At 56.0% G+C, this 16376-nt stretch carries 15 protein-coding genes and 1 pseudogene; 5 read left to right on the top strand and 11 right to left on the bottom strand.

All coding sequences use genetic code 11. From position 1 onward, the window contains the following. Positions 1-134: 134 nt before the first annotated feature. A complete protein-coding gene (metH, locus tag BSK43_RS18415) occupies positions 135-3911 on the bottom strand; it encodes a methionine synthase (protein WP_077469150.1) in 3777 nt (1258 codons plus the stop codon). Positions 3912-4174: 263 nt separating this feature from the next. Between metH and BSK43_RS18410 the strand changes: the two genes are divergently transcribed. Further along, a complete protein-coding gene (locus BSK43_RS18410; RefSeq protein ID WP_077469378.1) occupies positions 4175-5431 on the top strand; it encodes an AGE family epimerase/isomerase in 1257 nt (418 codons plus the stop codon). 49 nt (positions 5432-5480) lie between these two features. On the opposite strand, the gene BSK43_RS18405 is transcribed toward BSK43_RS18410, so the two are convergent. Beyond that, positions 5481-5969 (bottom strand): heme-degrading domain-containing protein, encoded by a 489-nt coding sequence (locus tag BSK43_RS18405; RefSeq protein WP_077469152.1) that lies wholly within the window; start codon positions 5967-5969, stop codon positions 5481-5483. Positions 5970-6028: 59 nt separating this feature from the next. Further along, positions 6029-6967: an ATP-grasp fold amidoligase family protein gene (locus BSK43_RS18400; protein WP_077469379.1), complete on the bottom strand. Its 939-nt coding sequence runs from the start codon at positions 6965-6967 to the stop codon at positions 6029-6031. Between the two features lie 92 nt (positions 6968-7059). Between BSK43_RS18400 and BSK43_RS18395 the strand changes: the two genes are divergently transcribed. Beyond that, a complete protein-coding gene (locus BSK43_RS18395) occupies positions 7060-8568 on the top strand; it encodes an oligosaccharide flippase family protein (RefSeq protein ID WP_077469380.1) in 1509 nt (502 codons plus the stop codon). Positions 8569-8573: 5 nt separating this feature from the next. Here the strand turns inward: BSK43_RS18395 and BSK43_RS18390 are convergent, their stop codons facing one another. Next, on the bottom strand, positions 8574-9734 hold the full coding sequence (locus BSK43_RS18390) for a polysaccharide biosynthesis protein GumK (protein ID WP_077469154.1): 1161 nt from the start codon (positions 9732-9734) through the stop codon (positions 8574-8576). Positions 9735-10066: 332 nt separating this feature from the next. Here BSK43_RS18390 and BSK43_RS18385 point away from each other — a divergent pair. From BSK43_RS18385 to BSK43_RS18375, 3 genes and pseudogenes are all read left to right on the top strand, one after another. After that, positions 10067-11031, top strand: a pseudogene (locus tag BSK43_RS18385) (polysaccharide lyase). A gap of 135 nt (positions 11032-11166) precedes the next feature. Continuing rightward, the gene (locus tag BSK43_RS18380) at positions 11167-11463 is read left to right on the top strand and encodes a hypothetical protein (protein ID WP_068398236.1); all 297 of its coding nucleotides are present in this window, start codon (positions 11167-11169) and stop codon (positions 11461-11463) included. A 309-nt stretch (positions 11464-11772) separates the two neighbouring features. Beyond that, positions 11773-11979: a hypothetical protein gene (locus BSK43_RS18375; RefSeq protein ID WP_077469156.1), complete on the top strand. Its 207-nt coding sequence runs from the start codon at positions 11773-11775 to the stop codon at positions 11977-11979. A 62-nt stretch (positions 11980-12041) separates the two neighbouring features. Here the strand turns inward: BSK43_RS18375 and BSK43_RS18370 are convergent, their stop codons facing one another. The 7 genes from BSK43_RS18370 to BSK43_RS18340 form a co-directional block, all read right to left on the bottom strand. Continuing rightward, positions 12042-12920 (bottom strand): TIM barrel protein, encoded by an 879-nt coding sequence (locus BSK43_RS18370; protein ID WP_077469158.1) that lies wholly within the window; start codon positions 12918-12920, stop codon positions 12042-12044. Positions 12921-13071: 151 nt separating this feature from the next. Next, complete coding sequence (locus BSK43_RS18365) at positions 13072-13401, bottom strand: hypothetical protein (protein ID WP_077469160.1); 330 nt, start codon at positions 13399-13401, stop codon at positions 13072-13074. Between the two features lie 75 nt (positions 13402-13476). Continuing rightward, positions 13477-13728, bottom strand: a complete 252-nt coding sequence (locus BSK43_RS18360) for a hypothetical protein (protein WP_077469162.1) — start codon at positions 13726-13728, stop codon at positions 13477-13479. A gap of 209 nt (positions 13729-13937) precedes the next feature. After that, complete coding sequence (locus BSK43_RS18355; RefSeq protein WP_077469163.1) at positions 13938-14570, bottom strand: hypothetical protein; 633 nt, start codon at positions 14568-14570, stop codon at positions 13938-13940. Positions 14571-14852: 282 nt separating this feature from the next. After that, complete coding sequence (locus tag BSK43_RS18350) at positions 14853-15509, bottom strand: DUF4376 domain-containing protein (protein WP_077469165.1); 657 nt, start codon at positions 15507-15509, stop codon at positions 14853-14855. 16 nt (positions 15510-15525) lie between these two features. Next, entirely contained in the window at positions 15526-15945 is a 420-nt protein-coding gene (locus BSK43_RS18345) for a hypothetical protein (protein ID WP_077469167.1), read from the bottom strand. After that, a complete protein-coding gene (locus tag BSK43_RS18340) occupies positions 15935-16375 on the bottom strand; it encodes a hypothetical protein (protein ID WP_077469169.1) in 441 nt (146 codons plus the stop codon). The genes BSK43_RS18345 and BSK43_RS18340 overlap by 11 nt, the downstream gene beginning before the upstream one ends. Position 16376 lies beyond the last annotated feature (1 nt).

The raw sequence follows: 16376 nt of genomic DNA, 5'->3' as shown, positions 1-16376 counted from the left end.
ATCATCCAGCAAAGCGGGAAACTTACATTCATTATCAGATGGATATCGCCGCAGAATGAATCAAACTGCGACGATATCGGCATAAGGAATCCGCCTCTCAGCGAAACGCTCCAAAGCCTTGAATCGACTCGCTATTACGCCGCGTCGTCGACCACCGCCTCGACCTTGGCCGGCACATAGTTTAGCACCGGACCCAGCCAACGCTCCACTTCCTCGACCGGCATGCTCTTGCGGCTCGCATAGTCTTCGACCTGATCGCGCTCGACCTTGGCCACGCCGAAATAGTAGGAGTCGGGATGGGCAATGTAGATGCCCGAGACGGACGATCCGGGCCACATCGCATAGCTCTCCGTAAGCCTGACGCCAGCAGCCTCTTCGGCATCCAGCAGCCGGAAAAGCGTTTCCTTTTCCGTGTGATCGGGCTGGGCCGGATAGCCAGGCGCCGGACGGATACCGGCATAGGCTTCGGAAACAAGCTCTTCGGTGGAAAAGTTTTCCTCCGTGGCATAGCCCCAGAATTCACGCCGCACCCGCTCGTGCATCCGCTCGGCGAAGGCTTCTGCAAAGCGATCGGCAAGCGCCTTCACCAGGATAGACGAATAGTCGTCATTGGCGCGTTCGAAGCGTTCGGCAATGGCCACTTCCTCGATACCAGCCGTGACCACGAAGCCGCCGACATAATCGCCTACACCGCTCGAGATCGGTGCAACGAAGTCCGACAGAGCGACATTGGGGCGGCCATCCCGCTTCGACAGTTGCTGGCGCAGCGTATAGAAAGTCGCAAGCTCCTGCGAGCGGCCCTCATCCGTAAACAGCCTGATATCGTCGCCAACGGCACCGGCCGGCCAGAAGCCGATAACGGCGCGGGGACGGAACCAGTTTTCTGCGGTGATCTTTTCAAGCATTGCCTGAGCATCGCTATACAGCTGCCGAGCCGCCTCACCCTGTTTCTCGTCTTCAAGGATTGCCGGGAAGCGCCCCTTCAATTCCCAGGTCTGGAAGAACGGCGTCCAGTCGATATATTTGGCAAGCTCCGCCAGATCGTAATTCTCGAATATCTTCGTGCCAAAGAACTGCGGCTTGACCGGCTCGTAGCCCTTCCAGTCGACCTTATGGGCATTTTCGCGTGCTCGTGCGATCGGCAGGCGCACCTTCTCCGCCTCACTGCGAGCGTGAGCCGCCGCGACCTTGGCATATTCTGCCCTGATGGTATCGACATAGCCCTGCCTCGCCTCGGGCGAGAGCAACGCCGAGACGACGCCGACAGCACGGCTGGCGTCGGTCACATAGACCGTCTGCCCCTTCTCGTAACGCGGATGGATCTTCACGGCCGTATGCACGCGACTGGTCGTCGCCCCGCCGATCAGCAATGGAATATCAAAGCCCTGCCGCTCCATTTCCGAAGCGACATGCACCATTTCATCCAGCGAAGGCGTGATCAGGCCGGAGAGACCGATAATATCCACCTTCTCGGCAATTGCCGTTTCGAGAATCTTCGTCGCCGGCACCATTACGCCGAGATCGATGATCTCGTAGTTGTTGCAGGCAAGCACGACGCCGACGATGTTCTTGCCGATATCGTGCACATCGCCCTTGACGGTCGCCATCAGCACCTTGCCTGCAGCTTGACGTCCGCTGCTGTCGCCATTAGCGAGCTTTTCCGCCTCCATGTGGGGCAGCAGTACCGCGACGGCCTGCTTCATGACGCGTGCGGACTTGACGACCTGCGGCAGAAACATCTTACCCGAGCCGAACAGATCGCCAACGACATTCATGCCGGCCATCAGCGGTCCTTCGATAACATGCAGGGGTCGTTCGACCGTTAGACGCGCCTCTTCGGTATCCGCCTCGATGTATTCGGTGATGCCGTTGACGAGCGCATGCTCCAGCCGCTTGGCGACCGGCCATTCGCGCCAGGAAAGATCCTGCGTTTTGGCTTCCTTGCTGCCGGTACCGCGGAAGCGTTCGGCAATATCGAGCAACCGCTCGGTGCCATCCGGCCGGCGGTTCAAGACCACGTCCTCACAGGCCTCCCGCAGTTCGGGATCGATATTGTCATAAACGGCGAGCTGACCAGCATTGACGATGCCCATGTCCATACCCGCCTGAATGGCGTGGTAGAGGAATACGGCATGCATCGCTTCGCGAACCGGCTCATTGCCTCGGAACGAGAAGGACAGGTTCGAGACACCACCGGAGATATGAACCAAAGGCATGGTCTTGCGGATTGTCCGCGTCGCCTCGATGAAGTCGACGCCGTAATTGTTGTGTTCCTCGATGCCGGTCGCGACAGCGAAGATATTCGGATCGAAGATGATATCTTCGGGCTGCAGCCCCGCCGTTTCCGTCAACAGCTTGTAGGCACGCGAGCAGATCTCGACCTTGCGCTCATAGCTGTCTGCTTGGCCCTGCTCATCGAAGGCCATCACCACGACGGCGGCGCCGTACATGCGCATCAGGCGAGCTTGCTTGAGAAAATTCTCCTCGCCTTCCTTGAGCGAGATCGAATTGACGATCGGCTTACCCTGCACGCATTTCAGGCCTGCCTCAATGATCGAGAATTTCGAGCTGTCGATCATGACGGGAACGCGGGCTATGTCGGGTTCAGCAGCGATCAAGTTCAAAAACTCGACCATCGCCCTTTCGGAATCGATCAGACCTTCATCCATGTTGATGTCGATGACTTGCGCACCGTTCTCGACCTGGTCGCGAGCAACAGCGAGCGCAGCCGTATAATCGGCATTGGTGATCAGCTTGCGGAATTTAGCCGAGCCGGTGACGTTGGTGCGCTCACCGACGTTGACGAAAGGGATATCCTTGGTCAGCTCGAACGGTTCGAGACCCGAAAGCGACATGAAGGGACGGTGTTCGGCAAGCTGGCGCGGCGGATATTTCGATACCGCCTCGGCGATCGCGGCAATGTGCTCTGGCGTCGAGCCGCAGCAGCCACCGACGATATTGACGAGACCTTCGCGGGCGAACTCCTCGACTTGCGCAGCCATCATCTCGGGCGTTTCGTCATACTGACCGAATTCGTTCGGCAGACCGGCATTCGGATAGGCACAAATAAATGTGTCAGCAGTGGCCGAAAGTTCCTGCAGGTGCGGCCGCATCGCATTGGCGCCGAGGGCGCAATTGAGGCCGACGGTAAAGGGGCTGGCATGGCGCACGGAATTCCAGAACGCCGACGGCGTCTGTCCTGACAATGTCCGACCGGAAAGATCCGTGATCGTGCCGGAAATCATGACAGGCAAATGGATGCCCTTGGCCTCGAAGCGCTCCTCGCAGGCGAAGATAGCCGCCTTGGCGTTGAGCGTATCGAAAATCGTCTCGATCAGGATGATGTCGGCGCCGCCATCGATCAGGCCATCGATCTGCTCGCCATAGGCCAACCGCAGATCGTCAAAGCTGACGGCGCGGTAACCGGGATTGTTGACGTCAGGGGAGATCGAAGCTGTGCGGTTGGTCGGACCAATGGCGCCGGCAACGAAGCGGCGCTTGCCGTCTTCTCGCTCGGCACGAATCGCGGCGCGACGCACGATCTCGGCGCCTTCTTTATTCAGATCGTAAACCGCACCTTCCATCGCGTAGTCGGCCTGCGCGATGCTGGTCGACGAGAAGGTGTTGGTTTCCAGAATATCGGCGCCAGCCTTGGCATAACGGTAATGGATTTCTTCGATCGCATCCGGCTGGGTCAGGATAAGAAGGTCGTTGTTACCCTTCTGATGACAGGCGCAGCCGATAAAGCGGTGACCGCGAAACTGATCCTCATCGAAGCCGAGACCCTGGATCTGCGTACCCATGGCGCCATCCAGCACGAGAATCCGCTCGCTCGCCGCTTTTCGCAGAGCTGCGAATATTTCGTTGCCATCACGCTTCGCCGTCTCGGGACCAAAAAGATTGTCTAACATAAGCGAATTCCTCTGGCCTGATTGCGACTCCGCAACCAGATCACATAAAGATATCTTTATGTCAACATATCTATGCTCTTGTTAGACGGAGCGCAAGCACGCCGCTTCTATAGTTTGTAACCTTTTCGGAAAATGCAAACGGGACGAATGGCCAGTTGCCCATGGACAACGCAGGGACAGCGACACAGTTTCATCCATTACGCCATGACAGCGCTTTCGACCGGCGCTATACGGCTTTTGGAAAAGAATCCCAGGAGGACGGCATGAACATACAGGTTGAACCGGCAACGCTTGGAAACTGGAATACGCGCGCCTATCACCGGCGCTGGCTGCTGGATCAGGCGAGCGCCCTTTTTGATTTCTTCCAGTATCGCGCCGTCAATCCCAAGGGCGGTTTTTTCGATATGAACGATGCCGGAAAGCCGCTCGATGCAACCAATCCGGTGCGCGGAATCCATTCGACAGCTCGTATGGTGCATTGCTTCTCCATCGGATCGCTGCTCGGCCGCCCTGGCGCCAATGAGATTGTCGACCACGGAATGAACTATCTGTGGAACCACCATCGCGATACGACGCATGGCGGCTACGTCTGGTCGCTCAACAATGATGGTCCGGTCGATTCCAGCAAGCAGGGCTATGGTCACGCATTCGTGCTGCTTGCCGCCTCCTCCGCCAAGACGATCGGCCACCCTCTGGCTGACGGCATGCTTGCCGACGTGACTGAAATTCTGAATACGAAGTTCTGGGAGGAAAAACACGGCGCAATTGCCGAGGAATTCAACCAGGATTGGTCGCCGATCGATGGAGGTACCTATCGCGGCCAGAATTCCAACATGCACCTGACGGAAGCTCTGATGGCCGCTTTCGAGGCGACAGGAGATAAGTCCTATCTCGAAAAGGCTGAAAGCATCGCCGATCTGGTCATCCGCCGCTCGGCGGGTTCGGTCGGCTGGCGCGTCGCAGAGCACTTCAATACCAACTGGGTGCTCGACAAGAATTATCGCGGCAATGAGATGTTCCGCCCATCCGGTACGACGCCGGGCCATTGGCTGGAGTGGGCTCGCCTCATCCTGCAGCTTTGGTCACTGGGCGGAAAACGCCATGACTGGATGCCAGAGGCCGCAAAGGGCCTCTTCTCGCAATCCATGGCTCTGGGCTGGGACAATGAAAAAGGCGGCTTTTTCTACACTCTCGATTGGGACGATGTTGCCGCCAAGCGCAACAAGCTCTGGTGGCCGGCCTGCGAGGGTGCGGGTGCCGCTCACTATCTCAATGAGCACGTTCCCAGCGATTTCCACGAAGAAAGCTATCGCAAGATTTGGAGTGTGATCGGCCAGGCCTTCATCGATCGCACCAATGGCGGATGGCATGAAGAACTGACGGAAGATCTCGTTCCGGCTCACACGCTATTCCCCGGGAAGGGTGACATCTACCACGCGCTTCAGGCCTGCTTGATTCCCCTGTTCCCGGCAACCGGCAGCTTGACCAAGGTCATCGCAGAGGCGGGAGGCGACATCTGAGACTACAGGCGGCGCCTCGCCTCAAGCTTGGAGCCGCCTGCGACCTGTCTTACGAGAGGCTAAGGTTGTGAAGTTCGTGGCCGAGCGTCAGCGCCAGCGCCTCGACAACAAGATTGTGGTCTTCACGCTGAGGGAGGCCAGAAACCGTCACGGCGCCGATGCAGCCGGTGCCGTTGACGAAAATGGGGAAACTGCCACCGGATGCGGCGTAATCGGAGCTGGAAAGTCCGTTCTGCTCAATGGTCTTCCCCTGCTGCTCAAGCCGCAAGGTGCTGGCATAGCTGCTGCGGAAATAGCGCAGCACCATATTGCGCTTGCGGCGTATCCAATTGGAATTGTCGGGCGTAGATCCGGGCAAGGCGATGTAAAAAACCGGCATGGAGTGTAGCGTGATGTCGATGGCGACACCCAGATTACGCTCACTGGCAAGATCACGCAGCAATTTGCCGAGTACCCAGGCGGTGGAGAGGTCGAAGGCGTCGAAGCGCAGCGTCTCCTCTTGCAGCGCGATGCGAGTGAGGTCCTGGTCGATCGTCATGGAAAACCTTTCCTAAAATTGGATCGGCCTATCAAACGCGGAGAGAGTGATTTGTCCACCTATCTCTTTGGTATTTCGAAACCAAGCTGCCACTTCTGGCCGATCGATAGATCGTAATCTTCCGGCTCAAGCGCTTCGAAACCTCCACCCGGGTAAAAGGTCAATTCACCGACGCGAACCCACTCCGCCGACGCATAGAGATCGACGCGAACGAAATCGATATCATGGGCCACAGCTTCAGCAATGCGGATCATCTCGTCGAGCTGCGGTGGGCGGGCGACATCGCCGGGATAGAGGCCAAGATAGTCCCGATCATAGAACGGAAGCTTTTGCCAATCGGGCGTATAATTGCAGGAATAGCCCCGACCATTCTCGCGTATGTCGATCTCGATATGGGAAACCTTGCCGTTGAATGTGAATAGCCGATAGTCCCAGGGCACACGACCATCAACGAGCAGCATGCTTTCAATCAAAATCCGAGGTTGGATTTCACTGTAAGCCCACTCCCTATTGTAGGAAGCGTGGTCGATTGCCAGCCAATTGGCTGAAGGATTGTGTTCAAGGAGCTGATCGACATCGGCCTCTCCGTAAAGAAACCGCCCCACCCCGCTCGCATGCGTAGGCTTCACAACCGCCGGCAAAGAAATAGTAGACCAATCGACTGTGGCCAGATCCGTGCCCACCCAAAGCGTCGGGATGACATACTGGCTCCCTAATCTTTCGGCGATCAGCACTTTGGCCTCAGCCTTATCGACGAAACGCGGAAAGAGCGGATTGCGGTCGTAAAGCTTCCTGGCTTGGATCTTCTCGGTAAGGGTCTGGGGCGATGTCAGATTGGGGAATCTGCCTCGGATCGCACGGTATTTCAGCGCGCAGTAGGGTCTATCCGGCAGCGGCGACATGACTCGCCATAGAAGATTGCGCGCCCGCTCGCGCAATCCCTTCTGCAGATATCCGGGAATGAGAAATCCATCCCTGTCACCGCTTCTATCTGTCATGGCAGCCATCTTGAATCTCAACTAGAGCGCAAGTGAAAATTATCAGCCGCCCTTTAACACAAGGTTATGTGGCAGGCTTCAAGATGGGTCCCATGAGTGCATCTGCATCGAATCTTCTGAGAAGTTCGCTGATCAGCCTGGCAGCGACGTCGATCTCGTTGTTGGCCGGTTTCGCAAGCAGCGTCATCGCCGCCCGCCTGCTCGGCCCAGCAGGTTCGGGCAAAGTCGCCTATGCGATATGGATCGCGACCTCTGCCGCAGCATTGGCGGATATGGGGTTGCCGCAGATCTTGCTGCGCAATACAGGCGGCCTTTCGGGTAACGGCGAGCTATGGAAGGCACTGGTACGCACGGCACTGCGCAGCTTCATGATTTCGGTTGGGATGATAACGGCAGCCATATTGGCCTTTGCCGCTATTACCTACGTTCAACGCGATGCGCGGCATGCCTGGTTCTGGATCGTCACAGGGTCTTTGTTCCTAAGCTATGCATTTCACGTCTTTTCCACGGCAATCGCACGTGGGAGAAACCAGTTCGGACAGACCGCTCGTACGACTGTTCTCGGCGGCGCCTTGCAGATACCACTGGTTTTCGTCGGAGCCTGGTTGCTTGGCCCCACCGGCGCCCTGATCGGATATATCGCCCGCTATCTGCCTCAGGCGTTGAAATTGCGGGGCTATGTCGATCGCAACATCAAGCCTTTACATCAGGCTTTGACCCCGGAAATGCGGCATTATGGCCGCTATATATGGTTGAGCGATCTTATCGAAATTCTGGTTCTCTCGCGTATCGAGTTCCTGTTTCTCGGCGTCTTTCTATCCCCGACCAGCATCGGATACTTCGCGGCGGCCCTCGGCCTTGCTGGCTTGATCGAACAGGTCATGCTCCAGATTTCACCCGCGCTGATCGTCAACTTCACAGAAGCCCATGCAAAAAACGATCGCCACATGCTTAATGCTGCATATGGACGCGTTATTCGCATCGTCGCCTTGATCATGCTGCCCATCAGCTTTGGCGGCGCCGCCATCACGCCCGATCTCCTGCCTCTCATATTTGGCGACGCCTTCGGGCCTGCAGTACCCGCTGCAGCCACCCTGCTCGCCTTTGTCTGGCTTGCGGGCCTGTCTGTTATTGCCTGGGGCGTAATCGGTGCGGCAGGCCGGAGCGGCCTTTTGCTGCGGGTGCAGATCATCAGCGGTATATTGACGATATTGTTGCTGGCGGTTCTTGTCCCGCGGGTGGGCCTGGAGGGCGCCGCTCTTGCGCGCGCGACGATTGTGACGCTGACCTTCACCCTACTCGGCTGGACCGCCTGGAAATATGTCCAGGTCGCGGTTCCCATGACGGCGTTGGCGAAGACGATGCTTGCTGCATTTCTTTGCGCAGCGGCTGCGAGCGTCGGCATCTACTATCTCGATGGGATAGCAGCGATCGCCACCGCCGTTCCCGCCGGAGCAATCGCCTATATGTTAGCAATCCGCTTCCTGCGCTTGGTAAGCCCTGACGACGTACAGATCCTGATGGATACAGTTGGTGGAAAATTGAATGGTGTGTTGCGCCTTTTCGCCACCAGATTGTTCAATTTCCTGGCACCAGGCTGAGCCAGTCACGGCGCATCAAAAGCCACCGCCAACGTCTGTCGAGCGACTTCATCCCAAGTCATTATTCCATCTCGAAACGTCGGCGAACGCTGCATCGTCAGCGCCGCATCGATCTTCTCCCGCCAAGCATCCTCGCCATCGAGACGATAAGAAATGCCGTTGGCCCGGGCAAAAGGTACGAGATCAGGCAGCAGAATTGGGAGGCCGCAATAACTATACTGCGCCAGCTTCAAACTCGATTCCGCGAGATAAACTTCATCAGCCTTCAGACGATAAGCGGCGATGCCGAAATCGGCATGCTGTAGATAGGGTATGATGCTTTCAAAGTCTCTCTCGCCATAGATAATGACATTTGGTGGCGCCCAACCGCTCCACGTCGCACCGAATACATGGAAATTCACATCCGCGGCCGCGGCAGCCATTGCCGCAATCGAGGCCTGATCAAAAAGCATATTCCCGATGGAAACGGCATTGCGGCTGCCGGGCTGATATGGGGAGGGTTGCTCTCGATCAAACAGAGCGGCATCAACGCCTTGTGGAATGACTTTCACGTGCCCCCCTGGCGGAAGCAAAGCTCCCAGCCGTTCCGAAGGAACGCAAACAGCATCGAAGCGCCCAATCTCAGTCGTCTGAATATTCTGGAGCGCCGGCGCGGCGCCGATGCTCTTCAGCAAGTCACGACAAAAATATAGAGTGCGCGCCTTCGAATTGAGTCTCTTGATGTGACGAAAGAATGCGAGTGCGGAGCCGCTTTCAATCAACACCAGATCCGCTTTGACTATAGCGCGGCGGGCAAAGCTCGGGAGGTAGCCGCCATACAGCCAGAACAATGCCGCATTTGCCGCATTCAGGAAACGATTGTTCGAGCTGAACGCATGCAAGGGCGGAAGATAGGCACCCGCGTTCAAATTGGCGCTGATTGGCTGAAAGCGGTTCCCCTGGTCTTGCGACAGGGCACGAAAGCGCGGGCGATCCTTGAGCAGAGTGAGCCAGCTGTGACCTATCGTCAAAAAATGGACGTTATGCCCCTGCTCTGCCCAGCGGGATGCGATGAAGTGGATTGATGCCTTGCGATAGCCGCGCAGAAATACATGCGACGTCAGAATAACGATATTTCGTCTTGGCTCGGCCCTATTGCCGACCAGCTCTGCGTTTCCATTTGCCAAAGGTAGTCCCCAACAGCGACCCTTAGCCGGTTTTTCATGACCGACATCGAAACATCGATAGGGCTGCGGCGGCGAACAATCATGTCCGGGGCGCTGGTAGCCGCAGCCAAAGCCCATTCCGCAGGGATATGAACCTCAAAGCGTCTAACAGGCGGTTAAAGCTGAGCTATCAGGTATGATAGCTCGTTGAATAAATATTTTGAGATGACGTAAAAGCGACCAGGATTAAGACGAATGCATAAAGAGGCAATATGACAGCCGCGCTTGCCTGCGAGAAGCGAACAGGTCATTGATAACGCTCTGCGAATAGCCCGCCAAAGGAATATCCCAGCATGAAGGCAAAATACGCGCTGCCCGCCATCCTGGCTTGCACATGCGCCGCGACACCAGCTTTGGCCGATGACCCAGCCCAATTGGTGCTGCGCGATAGCTTCGATGGCAAGGACTTCGCACCCTCTGGCCATCTTTATTATCGTGAGAATTCCGAGCAGAAGGCTGGAACGGTCGAATTCCAGTCAGAAGTGAAACGCTCGGGCACCGGAGCACTGAAACTCAGCGTCAAACCACTTTGCGCATCAGGCCAAGCGAACTGCAGCGAGAGAGCGGAAATATGGGAACGGACCAAGTATCGCGTGCCCTACAATCAAGGGGTTTGGTACGGCTTTGCCGTGAAATTTGCCGACCCAATCCCTTCGGGAGACCATCGTTATCTTATTGCCCAATGGAAGCGGGAAATCGGGCCGAAAGCCAAAGGTGATTTCAGCCCGTTCCTGGCGTTACGGCTTAACAACGGCAAGCTCTTTGCCACCGTCGAAACCAATTATGTTGCTCCGGCCGCCAACAAGGACAAAAATAATAGCAAGGCCTGCAACGACAGCGAGACGCCCGTCTGGTTTCGTCCCGAAACCAATCAGATGCGCGCGCTGGTCGCCACCGACAACAATTGGAGCGCGGGTGACGGCGAAGAATTTACGGGCTGCACGAGTGCCATTACTGTAATAGACCGAGGAAATAAACTACCAGAACCCAGCTCAGGCTGGATTGACTTCGCCATCTACAGTAAACCGGGCCCGATGGCTCTGGCCATATCGAGATATTCGCAAATAATAAATGGATTGTAACGGTATCCGGCCACATTGGACATAACGACCATGGGCTCGGCAAGAATCAATACTTCAAATTTGGACCCTATCGCGCCGCCGACACAACGGTCTGGACTTTATATTATGATGATTTTCGCCGATCACCCCGCTGTGCGGATGTATTGGGAGACTCCAACCTTTGCCCAATGAAATAATCGGCATACGACGGCAGGTTGTTTGCCAATAGCGATGGTAAAAGGGCGCCGCGGAAAACTGCAGTTTTTTATGAAATCGGCTGAACCTTTTCGCTTCTTGTTGGTTATCTCTTTTCGTGAAGGAGGCCACCCAAAATGCTTACTACCCATCGCGACTGCAAGCATCACGTAAAGAGAAACGCGATTCCATCTCTCGGCGAAATAGAGGGTCGTGTCGCTGTCCTTGAAATCGTTGCGCAATCCGCCTTGACCCATGTCTTCGATGAAGGCGAGGTCGATATCGACGCAGTGCTGTTGGTGCAAATCCGCAAAGCTATGCATCGCAAATGTACGGAGTTGAAGCTGGACGGCGAAGATACCGCATCAGCACTTTCCTACGCGGAGGAGCTGATCGAAGCTGCTGTGAAGGCTTCGCATCCAACCCATCAATGATGCCTTCTGGGCCAAGATTTGTATTGTCTCTCATGGTTGCGCTAGCACTTACGCTGGGCGTTCTTCTGTTTGTGGCTCCGCATGATTCAAGAGAAAAATTTACGCCTCCACCCCCAGCCACTACGCATCGCGGCTAGCAGCAATGTGCCATAAAGAAACCATGTCGCATTAAGAGACACGGGATCTGTATCATCTCAGGCTGGCGTTAACGTCCAGCGATGAAGGCGATTGCAAATTTCAAGAATAAAAGCAGTGTTCGCCATACCTGCCCCGGCTCGAGCCAAGCCCCAACCAAGAATGGTGTAGCGAATGTCTATGATGGTCACCGCCCCTTTTTATCCTGACGACATCGATGTTCTCGCAAGCGCCCTTTTCGCTTGGTGTGCCGAACGCAGCATCAGATTGCAGAGCCAAGAGGGCCTGTCCGCAGCCAATGTGGCCATAAATCTTTACAATGCGGGCTACCAAACACAGGATCAGCTTCTTGGCGCCCTGCATAGTTATGAATTTCACTAGCGTTTAGCCAGGGAAATCCCGTTATTGTCCGTGGAAGATTGCGATGGAGCGCTAAAGGCTCGTCAAGCGGTGCCTGCGGTCGGCCTGGTCTTCTCCTTGCTCTCAAGAACGCTCGCTATGCATGCCCGCTCTTCGAGAATCCCGGACCACTCATCTTCATGATACCGTGAATCATAGATGAGCGTGAAAGGACCGCGATAACCCGCGGCCTCAGACAGCTCGACGCAGCGCACATAGTCGTCCACATCAAGACCGGAAGCGGAATAACGTCCTTTCGCATGGCAGAGCTCAGCTCGTGCCATGATCATTGCCAGGTCTTCATACTTGCCGTCACGCTCCCAATTTCCAAAATCACCGTTGAGCCCGACTTTGCCGTCCAGCGCATCGAGAACACGATTGACTTCCGCAGGCCGAGGAAGCAGATCGAACCAATTTTCTATAACCAGACGGACACCTGCCGCCGAGGTAGGTTCGGCGAGCTTGCGCAGATAAGTTTCGGCCCGGGTCAGGGCCATATCGGTCGGCTGAGCTTTCCCGGCAATGACACGCATGTTCTGGGCTCCAAGAGCCGCAGCTGTATCGATCCAGCCCGCCATCCATTCAGCATCGCGCTGCGCGGTATCCGGATCGCTAAGGTCCCCATCTTCGACCAGCAGCGTTTGGATTTTCACGCCAGCCTCTTGTGCGGCTCTGCGAAATTCGCCGATATAGTCGGGAGAGCGGCTCGGCAAATGGAAAGAGCAAATCTCTAGCCGAAACACGCCATGTTCAGCGCATTGCCGCGGCAGATCCATCAATTCGAGGCTTCCCTCCCCGTAAGTCGGCTGACGGTTCGGCTGCGCGTTGTTTGCCGGCGTATAGGGATAAGTGCTGCCTAGCGCCCGATGCAACGACCAGCTCGAAACAGCAAAACGATCGGCGAACTTAACCACCAGGGTCATCTCGGCTTTTCCTCCCTATACCGCATGCCTGTATATGGACGGAAAAGCCCAATCGAATGCAACCAATAAAAAAGCGAAATCTCAAGATCGAAGATTTGCCTTCATGATCTGCCCGACTTCGCACGAAAATCCGCCAAGAGTGGATGAGGTATCAGGACATTCCTCGGCCACCTTTTACCCATCGAGAAATGGCATCAAAAACCAGATCGGCAATCCACATGGCGCACACGCCCACCACAAAAGCTGTAGCGTTCATGGCGGCGACATCTTCCTGAGGCAAAGGCCAATTAATGGCTCGCAGATAAAAAAGTGCCGGCTCTGTCAGATAAGTCGCTGCCAGAGCCCCACAGATCGGCGAGGCGACAATTTCGCGTGTCGTGTAGTGACGTCTGGAAAGGCCCCGCAGGATGCCGCCTGAAAGGCCGGCGATGACGACCCCGGCTTTGATGCCCAATGCATCCAGAAATTCGTGAATCGTCATTGCTTCTCTCGGTCAAATTTTTGTGGACTGAAAATTGGATGCTTGTTCGGTCGAAACATCCAGCAGCAATCGGCCCTATTTGCCAACGGGCGGCTGAGGCTTGATCAATCCGGCAACGCCGTCCCGCATAATATTGACAGCAATCTTCAACGCACTCAGGCCCGCGACCGCAGCGGCGGTGTAACCGGGACCGATGAAAGATTGCGAACATTCCAATATGCCGTCAGTCAGCTGAGTGCAGCCGGTTGCCAATAGAATGGCGACCAACAACGCCGACAAGGTGATCAGAACATTTAGAACATTGTGTAACATATTCGTGTTGAACATCTTTTTTCCTTTTTGGAAGGGTCGCAAAGCGCCCGCAGTCAGCCGGCGTTGACAGGTATGCTGCCGGCTCAAAGCGGTGGCGACGATTTACGCCGGCCTATGTCGATTGAAGGGGTAATGAGGGGGAGATCGCGTGAAGACACTCGGGATTCAGACGCCAGTGGTGGTTTGATACCTCGAGAGAGTCTGCTCAATCACACCGCAAGAAATCACCGAGCCGCCTCAACGACCGCGGCAAATTTTTTGGCGTAACCGGCAATGTCTGCTGCACGATCCGTGCCATTGATAATTTTTCGCGCGCCGATCCAGTCGGTCACCGTAGCGCTAAAATAGTCGGCAAGCTTTTTGCCCGTAAAACGGCCATTGATCATGCCGTCGAAAAGGATTTCGATGGCCTTGACCGGATCAATTGCCATATCCGGATTGTCAACAATGCCGTATTTCGCGTAATTGTCCCGTCCGGTTATCTGCACCAAACCGCGACCACGGTAACGCCATCCGTCACCACTGGCCTCGTCTCGATTGCCCATCCGATTTGCATAGGCGCGATTTGCTATTCTTGGCGGCTGACGAGCACAAACAGCAGCCTGCGCAGCAGTGAAGTATTTGGGGAATGTCGCCTGCAGTCCAGCCACCGAGTAGTTCAGATTTTCCGAGACAGCGCACATCGTACCGCCAGTCTCGTGATAAACGGTCGCCAGCATGTAGGCCAACCAACGGCTATCGAACGGCTGCACCTTCCACGCACAGAGAATTGCCTCAATGCCCCTGACTTGAGTCGCCGAAAGCCTCCCTTCGAACAACGATAAACGCACAGCCGCAAAGAACTTCGCGTGCTCCATATAATTTTCCTTTGAAGAGATATCTCGCCCGTACACAGCACTCCTTGACCAAGCCAGGATACTTTATGTCAGAGTCTCAGCTTCTGGAGGCAGCCACTGCAATGCGAATGCAGCTCATGCTGGTCGCATCAAGCGTATGAATGTTTGCCGATATCGGTCGTTGCCGATTCTTGGAGAGCAGAAGTATTCCGTTGTTGAAACACTAAGCTGCGCCCGAGACGGGAAAGTTGTGCGTGAGCCGAAATCTCGGATTGTCTATTCAAGGGCTCGTTGGAAAAACCACTAGGCCATAGCCCTAGAGGGCCAGGCATAGGCATCGATTTCCGCGATCGTGGTGATCGTGCCGGCAATGATCTGCTTGTTGACTTCGCCCTCGGCCGCAAAGCTCGCCTGCACATGTGCACCGACCATATTGGCGATCGCCGTCATCTGCGCAGCTGTCAGCTCGACAAAACCCGCTGCCGTCTTGAACTTCACGAGCACGTCCGAGTTTGCCTGCACATAGTTATAGGCTCCAGTTATCAACGACTGGCTGGCCCGATCGGTCATAACCCGCATGCCGTCGATGACGATGCCGCCTGTCTCGATGGCGTAACGCTTGGTCGCTGCATAGGCATAGAGATCGACGGGAACCGGCTCTGGAGACCAACTGGCGACGACGGCCAAAAGGCTGCCGGGTGTCTCGGGCCAATCCTCGGCCGGGTTAACCAGGGCGGCTTCCTTGTTGCTTAGCTGATCAAGAATGGCCTCCCTGTCGGCCGCATCCAGCCCTGAGGTGATCTTGGCGGCAAGGGCCAGCCAGAAATCAGGCACATTGTAGATCTGCTGTCGGCCGAGCCAGAAGGCAACGCAGGCCATCCAGCGATCAGCCTTGTTCTCCGATCGGCCGGCGAGCAGCGCCTCGACCATCGGTTCATACATGCTGTCAATGCGGTACATGGCAGTCCTTTCTGCGTTAGGTTTGAGCAAAGATGCGAACGGCCCGCCAATCGATCTCAGCGGCGGCACGGATTTCGGGAGCAGTTTTGGCGGCGGCCAGGGCGGCGTTTGCCGATCGGCGAAGGGCTTCAATCATCTGCGATCCGGCCGCCCAATGTTGGTCGCGTGTTAGAATCTCGACAGCTTTTTCGAAACGGCTAACGCCATGTTCGGCGGCCTCGACAGTGATCTGCGAAGTCTCGCCTTCGGGTACATTCGCACCCTGCTGCCGATCGGCAACGATCAACTGCGCCTCGCGAAGCTTCATCGCATAGACGGCCTCCTGGCCGGGGATGACGGTGATGAACATCACGCGGGCCATCCTGACCTGTCGATCGATGTTGGTCTGCGCCTGGACACGCTCCAGAGTGAGATCAGCGGCGATGCTAAACAGCATGGATAGTCACCTCGAAATCATAAAAGGCGGCGGGCGCCAGGAAGCGAAACTGGTGGTCACCGAAAACGTCAGTCGCAAACTCAAAGAGATGGTCCTCAATCACGACGATGTCTCCGTCGTGATTGACTGATGTGCCGGCCGGCACGGCAAAGCTCGCCTTGTCCGCGCCATCGGCCCGAATGGTGTATTCGGTGACATCAAGCGCGACGCCCTTGGCGGTTATGATGCCGTCAAGGACATAGCAATGGGCGTCGATATCGAGCCGGTATTGCTCGGCAGGAACTTCCATCGTTCTGCAGCCAGGATAGACGGCGGCGAAAGTTTCTAGGTGCTGGCGCTGAATAGCCCCGGATTGTCTTATCTGCCCGTCTGTTCGAACGGTGATGAACTTGACAATCTGCCCCCGATCGGAAGGTTTGTCGTCTACCATG

The organism is Rhizobium sp. P44RR-XXIV, assembly GCF_001999485.2.
In the GTDB taxonomy this organism is placed as follows: Bacteria; Pseudomonadota; Alphaproteobacteria; order Rhizobiales; family Rhizobiaceae; genus Rhizobium.
The sequence above is the reverse complement of the archived record's forward strand: the minus strand, read 5'-3'. Positions and strand labels throughout refer to the sequence as shown.

Bases quoted from the DNA above. Each gene is read 5' to 3' on its own strand.
- metH (WP_077469150.1), bottom strand. From the start codon at position 3,911: ATGTTAGACAATCTTTTTGGTCCCGAGACGGCGAAGCGTGATGGCAAC.
- BSK43_RS18410 (WP_077469378.1), top strand. From the start codon at position 4,175: ATGAACATACAGGTTGAACCGGCAACGCTTGGAAACTGGAATACGCGC.
- BSK43_RS18405 (WP_077469152.1), bottom strand. From the start codon at position 5,969: ATGACGATCGACCAGGACCTCACTCGCATCGCGCTGCAAGAGGAGACG.
- BSK43_RS18400 (WP_077469379.1), bottom strand. From the start codon at position 6,967: ATGACAGATAGAAGCGGTGACAGGGATGGATTTCTCATTCCCGGATAT.
- BSK43_RS18395 (WP_077469380.1), top strand. From the start codon at position 7,060: ATGAGTGCATCTGCATCGAATCTTCTGAGAAGTTCGCTGATCAGCCTG.
- BSK43_RS18380 (WP_068398236.1), top strand. From the start codon at position 11,167: ATGCTTACTACCCATCGCGACTGCAAGCATCACGTAAAGAGAAACGCG.
- BSK43_RS18375 (WP_077469156.1), top strand. From the start codon at position 11,773: ATGTCTATGATGGTCACCGCCCCTTTTTATCCTGACGACATCGATGTT.
- BSK43_RS18370 (WP_077469158.1), bottom strand. From the start codon at position 12,920: ATGACCCTGGTGGTTAAGTTCGCCGATCGTTTTGCTGTTTCGAGCTGG.
- BSK43_RS18365 (WP_077469160.1), bottom strand. From the start codon at position 13,401: ATGACGATTCACGAATTTCTGGATGCATTGGGCATCAAAGCCGGGGTC.
- BSK43_RS18360 (WP_077469162.1), bottom strand. From the start codon at position 13,728: ATGTTCAACACGAATATGTTACACAATGTTCTAAATGTTCTGATCACC.
- BSK43_RS18355 (WP_077469163.1), bottom strand. From the start codon at position 14,570: ATGGAGCACGCGAAGTTCTTTGCGGCTGTGCGTTTATCGTTGTTCGAA.
- BSK43_RS18350 (WP_077469165.1), bottom strand. From the start codon at position 15,509: ATGTACCGCATTGACAGCATGTATGAACCGATGGTCGAGGCGCTGCTC.
- BSK43_RS18345 (WP_077469167.1), bottom strand. From the start codon at position 15,945: ATGCTGTTTAGCATCGCCGCTGATCTCACTCTGGAGCGTGTCCAGGCG.
- BSK43_RS18340 (WP_077469169.1), bottom strand. From the start codon at position 16,375: ATGGTAGACGACAAACCTTCCGATCGGGGGCAGATTGTCAAGTTCATC.